This window comes from Solirubrobacter soli DSM 22325 (assembly GCF_000423665.1).
In the GTDB taxonomy this organism is placed as follows: Bacteria; Actinomycetota; Thermoleophilia; order Solirubrobacterales; family Solirubrobacteraceae; genus Solirubrobacter; species Solirubrobacter soli.
Map to the genome: position 1 here is coordinate 115,243 of NZ_AUIK01000021.1, position 12,733 is coordinate 127,975.

Below are 12,733 nucleotides of genomic sequence, written 5' to 3' on the forward strand. Positions count from 1 at the left end.
CTTCCTCACCAAGCCTGCAGCGCGTGCTGGGAGGCCTCGCTGCGCTCGGTCTCGTCGCTTCGGCCGTGCCGCTCGCGGTCGCGGTCCACAGCGTCGGAGGCCACCATCGCGACCTGATCGCCGTGTTCGGGCCGGTGATCGGCGGCGCGTCGATCTTCACCGGCCTGCGCGCGTGGCAGCGACGGCCCGAGAACCCGTTCGGCGCGCTGCTGGTCGCGGTCGGGTTCACCTACTGCCTGTCCGGGCTGATCGTGACCACGGACTCGTGGCCGTTCATCATCGGCCTCGCGCTGATCGCGGTGCCGTACGCGATCCTCTTCCACATCCTGCTCGCGTTCCCGTCGGGGCGGCTGGTCACGCGTTTCGAGCTCGTGCTGGCGGGGCTCATGTACTTCACGGCCACCGTGTTCTGGTGGGCGTGCATGGTGATCGAGGACACCGGAGCGTTCGGGCTCCCGGCCAACCCGCTGCTGGTCGACGCCCGGCCGTCGCTGTTCGACGTCCTGTCGCGGGTGCGGCTGGGTGTCGTCGCCCTGTTGATCGCGGTGCTCGGCGTGGTGATCGTGCGGCGCTGGAGCGGGGCGACGAGGCCGTCGCGGCGCGCTTTGACGTTGGTGTACGCGAGCGGCGGCCTGGTGCTCGGTTTGTACGCCGTCTGGTCGGTGCTCGGCATGTTGGACGTGGCCCCGGGCTTTCAGGAGACGCTCGAACGGGCGCGGGTGATCGCGCTGGCGACGGTGCCGTTCGCGTTCCTCGCGGGGCTGCTGCGGGCGCGGGTCGTCGGGGCGGGCGCGGTCAACGAGCTCGTCGCGCGGCTCGGCGCGGGCACCGGTGACCTGCAGGGCGCGCTGGCCGATGCGCTGCGCGATCCGTCGCTCGCGCTGGCCTACTGGTTGCCCGAGCGGGGCGAGTGGGTCGACGCGCGCGGTGACGTGGTCGTGCTGCCGGCCGACGAAGGCCGCTGCACGCCGGTCTCGCGCGACGGGCACACGATCGCGATGCTGGTCCACGACCCGTCGCTGGCGGAGGAGCCGGAGCTCGTGCACGCCGTGGGCGGCGCGGCAGCGCTGGCGTTGGAGAACGAGCGGTTGACGGCGGACCTGCGCGCGACGGTGTCCGAGCTGCGCGCGTCGCGGGCGCGGATCGTGGAGAGCGCCGACGCGGCGCGCCGCAAGATCGAGCGCGACCTGCATGACGGGGCGCAGCAGCGGCTCGTGGCCTTGGCGTTGTCGTTGCGGCTCGCGCGGTCGCGGGTGGCGGGCGATCCTTCCGCCGCGGGCGAGTTGCTCGACGACGCGGCAGCGAACCTCGACGAAGCGATCCGTGAGCTGCGCGAGCTCGCGCGCGGGATCCATCCGGCGGTCTTGTCCGATCGTGGGCTCGGGTCCGCCCTTGAAGCGCTCGCCGGGCGGATGCCGTTGCCGATCGAGATCACCGCGGTGCCGGCCGAGCGGCTGCCGGCGCCGATCGAGGCCGCGGCCTACTTCGTCGTCGCCGAGGCGATCACGAACGTCGCCCGCTACGCGGACGCGTCACACGCCTCGGTGGAGGTGCAGTGCGTGGACGGGCGTGTGGTCGTGACCGTCGTCGACGATGGGGTCGGCGGGGCCGACCCGGGCAGCGGGTCGGGCCTGCGCGGCCTGAGCGACCGGATCGCGGCGCTGGACGGGCGGCTCGAGGTCGTCTCGCCCGTGGGGCGCGGAACGACCGTCCGCGCCGTCATCCCACGCTGACGAGCTGCAGGTCCGGCAGGTAGGTGAGACCCGCGAGCGGGTCGCGGGCGTAGTCGATGAAGCCGCGCGGGCGGTCGACCACGAGCGGCGCGATGCCCTCGATCGGATGCTCGAGCACGCGAATGCGGGAGAACGTGTGGTCCCGGGGGTGCTGCTCGAGGTACTCGATCAGCCACGTGCCGACGCACTCGGGACGCGTCTGCGGGGCCATCAGGGTTTCGCGGCGCCGGCGCCAGAACCCGCGCGGGCGCGCCGTCTCGATCGTCCAATACGGGTGGGAGGGCATGTCCTCTACGTCGACCCCTGGCGCCCATCCTTGACTGCGTTCTCCCCCCTTTACGCGGCGGCCCGCACCGCGTCGTGAAAGTCATCGAACCCGTCTTTCGGGCTCGTCATGGCGCGCTGCGTGAGCAGGACGGCGACGGTGTCGTTGGCCGGATCGACCCGCGCGGTCGTGCCGGTTCCCCCGTCCCACCCCCAGCGGCCGCTGTCGTCGACGCCGGTCGCGTAGCCCCAGCTGGTGGTGGCGCCGAGGAACGGTTCCGCGGCTTCGCGTTGTCGTGGGGTGAGCTGGTCGCGGGTCATCGCTTCGGTGTCGACGAGCTCGGCGACGGCGGTGTAGAAGCGCAGGACGTCCTCTGCCGTCGAGACGAGGCCCGATGCCAGCTCCTCGAAGAGCGGCGGCGTCGCGTGGGTGCCGTCGGGCGGGTCGAGCACCTCGCCGTTCATGTACGCCGTGGTCATGCGGTCGGTGGCGAAGTAGGCGGTGTCGGTCATGCCCAGCGGGGCGAAGATGCGTTCTTCGAGCAGGGCGCTGACGCGTTGCCCGGTCGCGCGTGCGAGGAGGACCGCGAGCACGTCCATGCTCGTGTCATACAGCCAGCCTTCGCCGGGGGCGAACGGACGCGGGACCTGAGCGAGGCGGCGCACGAACTCGTCCCCGGTCATCTGCGGCGTGAGCGGGCCCGGATGGATGTCGAGCTCCAGCATCTTCTGACTCGCGGGCGTTTGCGTCATCGTCACGCCCCAGCCCGACGTGAACGTCAACAGGTGGCGGACGGTCGCGTCGCCGGGGAGTTCCGGGACGTAGTGCTCGACCTCGTCGTCCAGGGTGATCGTTCCGTCCTCGATCGCGAGCAGCGTCAGCGCGCCGCCGATCGGCTTCGTCACCGACGCAATGCGGAAGCGGCTGTCGGGTCGCATCGGCGGCCCGCCGAACGCCATCGCTCCCGCCGCGCGGACGTGGGTCTCGCCGTTGATGCGGACCGCGCCCACGTAGCCGGGGATCTCGCCGCCGTGGAGCCGTTCCTCGGGGATGCGCCAGATCTCGTCCATGGTGGGTCCAGACTGCCGATGGTCCTCCTTTTCATCGCTTGAGCGCCTACGCGCCAGCTCATGGCTTGATGCGAACTTCCGGGCTTCGCGCGGGTCGATGGGGCGAGCGATGACGAGCGAACGCGCGTTGGAAGACCTGTACGCGGCACACGCCGCCGAGCTGCTGTCGTTCTGCCGGCACCTGCTGGGCTCCCACGAGGAGGCCGAGGACGTGCTGCAGCAGACCTTCGTCCGCGCGCTCGACGCGTTGCGCGGCGGCGTCGTCCCGCAGCACCCGCGGGCGTGGCTGTTCACGATCGCCCGCAACCGCGCGTTGAGCGTGCTCGCCGCGCGGCGCGAGGTGGTGAGCGACGAGGTCGTGGTCGAGGTCGAAGGGCTGGCGGAGTCCGTCGAGCGCCGCGCCGAGCTGCGCGCGCTCCTGGCGGACATCGCCGCGCTTCCCGAACCCCAGCGAGCCGCGCTCTTGCTCGCCCAGCTGTCGGACTTCCCGCAGCGTCGGATCGCCGAGGTGATGGGCACCAGCGAGGCCCGCGTCAAGGCGCTCGTGTTCCGCGCCCGCCAGGCGTTGATGGCCGACCGCGCCGCCCGCGCGGTCCCCTGCGGCGAGATCCGCGCCGAGCTCTCCATCGCCCACGGCCCCGACCTCCGCCGCTCCCGCCTGCGCCGCCATCTCCGCCAATGCCCGAGCTGCCGCGCGTTCCACCGCGGCGTGACGTCCCAACGCGCCGCGCTCGCGACGCTGCTCCCGGCGAGCGCCCCGGCGAGCATCCTCGCGCGAGTCCTGGGAGGAAACGTGGGCGGCGGCGCGGCGAGCGCGGGCGGCGCGGGCGCAGCAGCCGGCGGCGCGACAGGCACGGGCGGCGCAGGCGCGGCAGCCGGCGGCGCGGGGGCGGCGGCCGGCGGCGCGGGGGCGGCGGCCGGCGGCGCGGGCGCGGTGGCCGGCGGCGGCGTCGCGGCGGTGACGGCCGGCGGCGGCGCGGTGGCCGTGCTCGTCAAGGTCGCGGTCGTGGTGGTCGTCGGCGGGACGGCGGTCGGCGGCGCGGCCGCCGCGCACCTTGGCGCCGCGCCGGACGCGCGCGCCGAGAGCGCCGGCGCGGTGCCGTTCCGGACCGTCTCGGCGACGGTCACGCCCACGCCGTCGCCGGTCTTCGTCGCCGCCACGCCGCCGACGCCCGGCGCGACGCCCGCGCCGGGCGACGCGAAGACCACGCGCGACGACGCGCGCGCCGAGCGGCGAGCGGCGCGGCATCGCCGCGCCGCCCGGCGCCTCACGGCCGCGCAACGCCGGGCCCGCAAGCGCGTCGCCAGGGCACACCGGCGGGCGGCGCGGCGCGCGGCGGCACGACGTCGGGCCGCTGCCCGCCTCACGCCGGCACAACGGCGCGTCGCTCGGCGTGCCGCCGCCAACCTGACGCCCGCGCAACGCCGCGCCGCCATCAGGGCCGCCCGGAACCTCACGCCCGCCCAACGCCGCGCGCTCATCAACGCCGGCCGCGGCATGACGCCTGCGCAACGGCGCGCCGCCATCAACGCCGCCGCCGACCTCACCCCCGCGCAACGCCGCGCGCTCATCAACGCCGGCCGCGACATGACGCCTGCGCAACGGCGCGCCGCCATCAACGCCGCCGCCGACCTCACCCCCGCGCAACGCCGCGCGCTCATCACCACCGGCCGCGACATGACGCCCGCGCAGCGCCGCGCCGCCATCAACCCCGCGGCCGACCTCACGCCCGCGCAACGCCGCGCCGTCGTCGAGGCCGCCAACAACGCCACGCCCGCGCAACGCCAGGCCGCCGCCGACCTCACCCCCGCGCAACGCCGCGCCGCGATTGAGGCCGCCACGTCCGACCAGCCCCAAGCCGCCGCCCAGCCGACGCCCGCCCCCACGCCGGAGCCCACCGCCACGCCCTCCCCTACCGCGACGCCCGAGTCCGAGCCGTCGCGGCTCGAGCGGCTGCGGCGGCGAATCTCCGGGTCTTGATTGCAACCTCGCGGGGTGGGCGAGGTCTCAACGGGTGTCCGCACACCTCATTTGGGAGGCTTCGAATTGCTTCGCATCACCATCGCTCTGCTCGCCGCCATGGCGCTCGTGGCACCGGCCGCCGCGTCGGCGCAGTCGACGACGTCGGTCAATGTCATCCGCGGTACCGAGGCCGATGACACCTTGCAGGGAACCCCGGGCATCGATGTCATCTTCGCCTTCGCGGGGAACGACACGATCGCCGGCCTGGCCGGTCCCGACCGGATCTATGGCGGGCAGGGCGACGACAAGATCTCCGGAGGCGACGGAAACGACGTCCTCCGCGGCGGCCGCGGGGCGGATGTGCTCGACGGCGGCGCGGGTGACGACAGGATCGAAGGTCGCGCCGGCTCGGACACGATCCTGGGCGGCGACGGCAACGACCGGATCTGGGCCAAGGGCCGCGGCGGGAAGACCGACACGATCGACGCCGGGCCGGGCGACGACGTGATCCACGCCCGCGACGGCAGCGAGGACCGGATCGCCTGCGGCGCCGGCGACGACACGGTCTTCGCCGACCTCAAGGACGACGTCGCTTCCGACTGCGAGCACGTGCTGCGTCGACCGGTGTAGCCCACCCGCGCGCCCCGGCGGCATGATGCCGCCGGGGCGCGCACCACTACGGCGTGGTGGTGGACAGCGTGAACGTCACCGCGGCGCTGTAGGCGCCCGTGCGCAGCGGGTCGTTCGCGTCGATCGACTGCTTGAAGGCGATCGCGAACGCGTCGGCGGTCACCGGGCCGGTCCACGCCGTCTTCTCGGGCGTGATGACCACCGGCTTCGCGAGCTTGAACGCGCCGTTGGCCAGCGTGGCCGCCGAGGCGGTCAGCGCGGCGTCGCCCGCGGTCGAGGTGACGTTGGCCGTCGTCGACGCGGTGTACTCCTTCGCGACGCCCGGCGTGAAGGCGCCGAACGAGGCCGGCCCGCCGAGCGTCAGCGCCAGCGTCGCCGGGACCTGACCGCCGACGGGCGCATCCGCCGAGACGTGCGTCGTCTGGATGTGCACGACCTTCTCGGTGGAGACCGGAGCGAGCGAGTCCTCGCCCGTGTACTCGCGCATGGAGTCGTTGGTCACGCGCACCGTCACGTCGCCGTTGGCGAGCGCGGTGAGCTTGCGGGTCGCCGGGTCCAGGATCGCCGCCTTGCCGGCGGCCTTGGCGGCCGCGATGTCAGTACCGATCGCGAGGTTGCCGGAGCCGCCGAAGTGCACCGACATCGGGTAGCGCAGCGGCACGACGCGCGTGCCGTTCTGCACGCCCGACGGCTGCACGATGGTGCCGTTGATCTCGGCGGAGTCGCCCTTCTCCAGGACGGCGGGTGCGTCGAGCGCGATCGACTGCGCGAACGCGCGGACGTCGGCCGTCAGCCACTGCTGTCCGGCGGACGCGTCCTTGTCGACGTGCCAGTCCAGCCAGCCGGTGAAGCCGCCGCGGTCCGGCGTGCCGTAGGGCGCCTTGCCGGACGACGGGAGCACCGTGTACGGGACGCCCTCGATGCGCTCGACGCTGGCGATCTGGGCGTGCGAGCCGACCATCGAGACGCCCTTGTCGGACGCGTCGCGGAAGTCGGACAGCATCTTCTCGACCAGCGCGACCTCGGTGCGGTCGCCGAGTTGCGAGGCGTCCGCGATGTCAGGATCGTCCACCGGGTGGTGGGCGAAGACCATCACGTTCTTCACCGCGGGGTCGGTCTCGGCCTGCTCGAGCGCGGATGCGAACATCGGCATCTGCGCCCAGAACGTGCCGCGCAGCGTGCCGTAGGACGAGGCCAGCAGGATGAAGCGCGTGCCGTTGTGGTCGAACGTGCCGTAGGGCTGGCCGAACTCGGCCTGGAACGGCGCCAGGTCGCCCTGGCCGTTGGAGCGGTAGGACTCGTGGTTGCCCGGCACGTAGTAGCACGGCGTCTTGTCGGCGGTCGGCGCCGGCGTGTCGTCACGACCGATCGTCGAGGTCAGCGGGATCAGCCGGCAGCCGCCGGCCTCGAGCGTCTGGCGGGCGAGCGTCAGGTCGGCGGCGGCGCCGAGGTCCGTGATGTCGCCGTTGAGCACGATCAGGTCCGGGTTGGTCTTGCGGATGCGCTGCAGGGCGGCCACGCCGACCTTGGCCAGCGTCGGGTCCGCGGCGGTGAACTGGACGTCAGAGAGCGTGCCGAAGCTCCAGTCGTCCTTGCCGTTGGTCGAGCCGTCGGGCGAGAAGAGCGCGTCGGCCTTCAGCGGCTTGACCGGCGGGTTGTCGACGGTCGCCGAGTAGTCCGCGTCGATCGACTTGTACGTGACGACGCCGTCCTTCTGGAGCGCCGCGTTGGTCTCGATCACCTGCGAGGAGGTGATCGTGACCGGGAACTTCGTGTCCGCCGGCGGCGTGAACACGTAGTCACCGTCGCCGACCTTGATCGGCGTGCCGAGCGGCCCGCGCGAGACGCCGGCGGCGTCGACGTAGGAGATGTAGGAGAACTGCAGCGCCTGCGTCGAGTTCAGCTTCAGGTGGATGCGCAGCGGCGCGCCCGGGACCGGGATCCGGAACGCGGTGGTCTTGGCGCTGATGCCACTGTTGCGCTCGGCCTTGTAGGTCAGGCGCAGGTTGCCGCCGGCGTCCGTGTCGAGCTTCTGGTTCGCCGCGGACGTGCCGTTGACGTTCCAGCGCGAGACCTCGTCGGCGTGGTTGAAGGAGTAGACGTTCTGCTGGACGACCCCGATCGTGATCGGGAGCAGCTCCGTCTCGCCCGCGACCTTGATCGAGAGCGTCGTGCCGCCGGCCTTCAGCGGCGTGACCTTCAGCGAGCCCGCCGCGGACTCCTCGACCTTGATCAGCTCGTGGTCGTAGTCGAGGGTCATGTCCTGGAGTTCGATCGGGGCGGTGTAGCCCTCGTCGTCGCGGCCGACGACCTTCAATGTCTGGCTGCCGGTGACGTCGGCGAAGGACATGCGCGTGGTCGAGAGCTCGAGCGTGCGCAACGCGTGCAGGGTGCGCACCTTGACGTTCTTGGAGACGTCGCCGATCTGCGCGGCCACGGTGCCACCGTCGGAGACGGTGCGGGTCCAGGTCGCGCCGTCGACGCGCACCTGGTTGGAGTCGATGCCGACGCCGGTCAGCGTGCGGTGCAGACCGGGGAAGATGCGCGGCTCCTCAGGCGAGACCACGATGTCCTCGGTCTTGCCCGACCCCGCCGCGACGAAGAGGCCGATGCCAGTCGGATCGGCGCGCTCCTGCCCGTCGGAGGGCGTGTTGCGCAGGGTCGCGGCAGTTGCGCCGAGCGGGCGGGCCACGAGCGTGGTGGAGCCACCGCCGTCGAGGTTCAGGCCGGTGTCGGCGCCGAGGTCCTTGAGCATCTGCGCGGTCTGCGTGAGCGTCGTGCCGAGCGCGACCTGCTGCTGGCGGCCGTCGGTGATCAGCAGGAACATCGTCTTGCCGCCGTCCTTGAAGCCGATGGCGGTGCGCGGCGCGACGGACGTGTCGCCCTGCGGGACGATGTCGCCGTTCTGGATCAGCGGCTTGTTGGTGCCGATCGCCCACTGCATCTGGCGTGCGGCCTCGTCCTTCAGGCCGTACGTCAGCGTGACCGGGTCGCCGGGCTTGAGCGCCTTGATGGCATCGGCACCGGCGTCACGGCCGACGAGGTAGAACGCGCCGTCCGGGATCGCGCCCGTTCCCGCCGCGTTGTTGACCTGGACGACCTTGCCGTCCTGGACCAGGACCTCGGCGACATTGGCGACGCCGGCGAAGCTGCGCCCGCGGATCTGGCTGCCCCACGCCGAGGTGTAGGCGACGATGCTGCCTGCCGGGACGCCGCCCGAGCTGGCCGCGTTGAGCGTGACGACCGGCTTCTCGGTGCTGTTGAGGTTCGCGGTGGCCTGCAGCGTGAGGTCGACCAGGCGGCCGAGGCCGTCCTTCGTGACACCGACGTGCGCCCAGCCGGAGAAGTCGGCGCTCTTGATCAGCTCGCCTGCCTTGACCTCGCCGCCGAGCGAGGCCTGGGTGCTGTCGATGTCGAAGAAGTCGCCGTTCACGCCGGCAGCCGCGCCGACGCGGTTGGCCATCGTCGTCAAGGCCTCGCCTTGCGCGACCTTCGGCGCGGTCAGCAGGTCCGACTTCACCGCCGAGTTGGACAGGTCGACGGTCAGGACCTGCTCGTCGTACCAGCCCGACGAGTCGAGGAACTTGTGATGCTGCAGCGTGATGCCGGGACCGACCGGCTCCGACGTGTCGATCAGGCTCAGCCGATCCGCCGCGTGTGCGAAGGACGGCGTGGCGGCGACGATCGCAGCCGCCGCTATGACCGCACGCACGAGGGTGCGCGGGCGTGGTTCGAGCATCCGGGCTCCTATTGAGAGAGGTACTGCGGGGAGACCGGCGATCTAAATGACGGCGCGCCCGGTTTACGTGACGGTGCTGTGAACTGTCAGCCGGAAGCCAACGGGACGCGCGCGACGGCGTTCGCGTCGATTCGTGTCACCCAGAGGTCCTCGGCGTCCGGAGCGACCGAGAGCGGGCCGTCCTGGACCGGGTCCTCCTTGACGACCTTCGGTCCGGCCGGGTCGATCGTGATGACTCTGTCGCCCTGGCGGTCGGTGACGTAGAGGCGCTTGCCATCGGTGGCGATGTCACGGGGCTGGCCGCCGACGTCGACCGTGCCGGTGGTCTTGTTGTCGTCGCCCGCGATCCGCCAGACCTTGCCGTCATCCGCGGTCGCGACCCAGACGTCCCGGTCGATGATCGCCACCGCCCGCGGGTTCGGACCGACCTTCACCTTCGTGACGAGCTTGCCGGTGCCGCCGTCGACGCGCGCGACGCTGGCGTTCTTCGCGTCCGCGACCCACACCGCGCCGGCGCCGATCTCGAGGTCCACGGGCTCGCCGCCGACGTCGATCTGGTTGACCTCACCGGTCCGGGCGATGATCTGCGAGACGCTCCCGTCGCCGGAGTCGGCGACCCAGATCGCCTTGTCGGACGCTGCGAGCCCTTCCGGGCCGTTGCCGACGGCGTAGGTCTTCTGGATCTTGGGCTGTGCGCCGGCGCTCAGCCGCACGACCTTGTTCTCGCCGGTGACCGACACCCACACGGAGTCGAGCGCCACGATGACGCTGTCGGGGTTGTCGCCGACGTCGACGCTCGTGGTCTTGCCCGTTTGCGGGTCGATCCGCGTGAGCGTGCCGTCGCCGCTGCCGACCGCCCACACCGCCCCGGCCCCGACCGCGATCCCGTCAGGAGCGTCCCCGACCGTGAACGGCCCGGCGGGCGGTTGCGCGGTGGTCGCGGTCGGTGTGGCGGTGGCGGTCGCGGTGGGTGTCGGCGTGGGCGTGGGCGTGTCGCCGCCGCCACTCGAGATGACGACGACCACGACGACGACCGCGGCGACCACTGCCCCGAGCAGGCCGAACGGAACGGCCTTGGAGCGGCGCCGCGTGGGCGGAGGCGGAGGGAGGGGCGTGGTGGGCGCGACGGTCGGCGCGAACGCGGCGGGCGGCGGCGTGTCCGCGCGCGGAGCCGGCGTGTCGGCGCGCGGGAACGTCTCCGCGGGCGGCGCCGCTTCCGCGGCGGGCGTCTCCGCGGGCGGCGGCACTTCCGTGGCGGGCGTGTCCGCGAGCGGCGGGGGCGTGTCCGCGGGCGGAGGCGTGACCGCGGGCAGGCGCGCCGCCGGCTGCTCGGGCGGCGCGTCTTCGCGCACGGCCGGTGGCCCGACCGGGACATAGTCGTGGAAGCCCGTCGTGACGGGCCCGAGGTCGACGTCGTCGGGCGAGCCATCGGCCGGCGCGGGCGCGTCGTCGGCCGGCGCGGGCGCGGCGTCGGCCGGAGCGGGCAGGTCGTCGGCCGGAGCGGGCAGGTCGTCGGCCGGCGCGGGCGCGGCGTCGGCCGGCGCGGGCGCGGCGTCGGCCGGCGCGGGCGGGTCGTCGGGCGGAGCGGGCGCGGCGTCGGCCGGCGCGGGCGCGGCGTCGGCCGGCGCGGGCACGGCGTCGGCCGGCGCGGGCACGTCGTCGGCCGGCGCGGGCACGTCGTCGGCCGGCGCGGGCGCGGCGTCGGCCGGCGCGGCGACGTCGTCTGCCGGCGCGGGCACGTCGTCGGCCGGCGCGGGCGCGGCGGCGGGCCGCGCGGGGATGTCGCCGGGCGGCGCCACGTCGTCCGGGGCGGGCGCGTCGTCCGGCACGCCCCGCGGCGGTGTGCGCACGAAGTCGACGTAGCCCGACGTGAACATCGGGTCCGAGGTCGGGACCGGCGTCGGCGGCGGTGGGGGTGGTGGCGTCGACGGGCTCTCCGGCACGTAGTTCTGCCACGACGAGAAGCGGGCAGGGGTCAGGGAGGCCGGGTGCTCGACGGTCGGCTCGTGTTCGCCGAGGCGGGCGTCGCGGCGCCAGCGCGGGCCTTCGATCGACAACACGATGTCCTCGAGCTCGTTCCAGGCGGCGCGGGCGTCGGCGGGGCGGTCGGACGGGTCCTTGGCCATCATCCGCCCGACCCACGCCTCGAGCGCCGGCGGGGTGCCCGCGGGAAGGGGCGGAGCGGGGTCGGTGATGTGCTGCATCAGGACCGCGACCGGGGAGCCGTCGGAACGGAACGGCACCGCTCCGGCCAGCAGCTCGAAGGCGACGACGCCGGTCTGGTAGAGGTCGGTCCAGCCGCCGATCTCCTGCGCCATCGCCTGCTCGGGGGCCATGTAGGCGGGGGTGCCGACGGTCGCGCCCGCGGGCGTCAGCATCTCCTCCGTGGCCACCTGCTGCATGGCCTTGGCGATGCCGAAGTCGGCGATCTTGACGCCACCCTCGCCGGTCACCAGCAGGTTCTCGGGCTTGACGTCGCGGTGGACGATGTTCATCGCCTCGGCGTGCGACAGAGCGGCCAGCAGGCCCTCCAAGACGCCCGCGACCTGCGCCAGCGACATCCGCCCCACGAACGGCCGCAGCGAGCCCCGCTCGAGGTACTCCATCGCGATGTAGGGGACGCCGTCCTGCTCGAGGAAGTCGAAGACGGTGACGACGTTCGGATGGTTCAACGAGCCCGCGACGCGCGCCTCGCGGATGAAGCGCTGCGCGAGCGCGGGGTCACCGGCGAGGAACGGCGCGAGCTCCTTCAGCGCCACGCTGCGCGCCAACGCGGGCTGGCGGGCGAGGTAGACGACCGCCATCCCGCCCCGCCCGAGCTGACTCACGATCCGGTAGGGGCCAACCTGTTCGGGCGTCACCGCCAGTCGAAGCTACCACCGCGATCGGGCCTGAAAACTCGTGCTAGCTGGTGATCTTGCCGGCCGCCGCCCACTCGGCGGCGCGCGTCCGCGGGCGGCCGATCATCGCCGCCGTGCCGTCGTCCAGGATCGGCCGCTGCAGCAGCGACGGGTGCTCGACGAGGATCGCGACGACCTCGTCGACGCCCAGCCCGTCCGCGTTCAGCCCGAGCTCCGCGTACTTCTTATCGCGCCGGATCAGCGCGTCCGGCGGGTCGCCCACCAGGCGCTCGGCGAGCGACCGCAGCTCGGCCTCGTCCAGCCGCTCGGCCTTGAGCAGGTACTTGCGGACCGTCACGTCCCGCCCGGCGGCCTCGAGCGCGTCGAGCGCGTGGACGGACGTCGAGCAGTGCGGGTTGTGCAGCAGCGTCAGGGTGGTCACGCGAAGATCGTAGGCAAGTGGCCAACCTCGGCCCGCGCGACAGGGTCTTGA

General features: G+C 73.2%; 8 protein-coding genes. 3 read left to right on the plus strand and 5 right to left on the minus strand.

What is annotated here, in order from left to right; all coding sequences use genetic code 11:
• Positions 1-23: 23 nt before the first annotated feature.
• Positions 24-1,733, plus strand: a complete 1,710-nt coding sequence (locus G569_RS48870; RefSeq protein WP_157592079.1) for a sensor histidine kinase — start codon at positions 24-26, stop codon at positions 1,731-1,733.
• On the opposite strand, the gene G569_RS0115790 is transcribed toward G569_RS48870, so the two are convergent.
• Positions 1,720-2,019 carry a hypothetical protein gene (locus G569_RS0115790; protein ID WP_028064113.1) on the minus strand — a complete coding sequence of 100 codons (300 nt, stop codon included), beginning with the start codon at positions 2,017-2,019 and terminating at the stop codon, positions 1,720-1,722. The two genes, G569_RS48870 and G569_RS0115790, sit on opposite strands and share 14 nt — an antisense overlap.
• A 50-nt stretch (positions 2,020-2,069) precedes the next feature.
• Positions 2,070-3,068, minus strand: a complete 999-nt coding sequence (locus G569_RS48875) for a serine hydrolase domain-containing protein (RefSeq protein WP_037497040.1) — start codon at positions 3,066-3,068, stop codon at positions 2,070-2,072.
• A 109-nt stretch (positions 3,069-3,177) separates the two neighbouring features.
• On the opposite strand from G569_RS48875, the gene G569_RS48880 reads away from it, so the two are divergent.
• Positions 3,178-5,049, plus strand: a complete 1,872-nt coding sequence (locus G569_RS48880) for an RNA polymerase sigma factor (RefSeq protein ID WP_037496942.1) — start codon at positions 3,178-3,180, stop codon at positions 5,047-5,049.
• Positions 5,050-5,115: 66 nt separating this feature from the next.
• Complete coding sequence (locus tag G569_RS48885) at positions 5,116-5,661, plus strand: calcium-binding protein (protein WP_053226436.1); 546 nt, start codon at positions 5,116-5,118, stop codon at positions 5,659-5,661.
• Between the two features lie 46 nt (positions 5,662-5,707).
• Here G569_RS48885 and G569_RS48890 read toward each other — a convergent pair whose 3' ends face one another.
• The 3 genes from G569_RS48890 to G569_RS0115820 form a co-directional block, all read right to left on the minus strand.
• A complete protein-coding gene (locus G569_RS48890) occupies positions 5,708-9,400 on the minus strand; it encodes a phosphodiester glycosidase family protein (protein ID WP_053226437.1) in 3,693 nt (1,230 codons plus the stop codon).
• Between the two features lie 86 nt (positions 9,401-9,486).
• Positions 9,487-12,261 (minus strand): serine/threonine-protein kinase, encoded by a 2,775-nt coding sequence (locus G569_RS58105; RefSeq protein WP_157592080.1) that lies wholly within the window; start codon positions 12,259-12,261, stop codon positions 9,487-9,489.
• Between the two features lie 43 nt (positions 12,262-12,304).
• Positions 12,305-12,682: an arsenate reductase family protein gene (locus G569_RS0115820; protein ID WP_028064114.1), complete on the minus strand. Its 378-nt coding sequence runs from the start codon at positions 12,680-12,682 to the stop codon at positions 12,305-12,307.
• Between the last annotated feature and the right edge of the window lie 51 nt (positions 12,683-12,733).

Excerpts from the sequence above, each read along its gene's own strand:
- G569_RS0115790 (WP_028064113.1), bottom strand. The coding sequence starts at position 2,019 with ATGCCCTCCCACCCGTATTGGACGATCGAGACGGCGCGCCCGCGCGGG.
- G569_RS48875 (WP_037497040.1), bottom strand. The coding sequence starts at position 3,068 with ATGGACGAGATCTGGCGCATCCCCGAGGAACGGCTCCACGGCGGCGAG.
- G569_RS48880 (WP_037496942.1), top strand. The coding sequence starts at position 3,178 with ATGACGAGCGAACGCGCGTTGGAAGACCTGTACGCGGCACACGCCGCC.
- G569_RS48890 (WP_053226437.1), bottom strand. The coding sequence starts at position 9,400 with ATGCTCGAACCACGCCCGCGCACCCTCGTGCGTGCGGTCATAGCGGCG.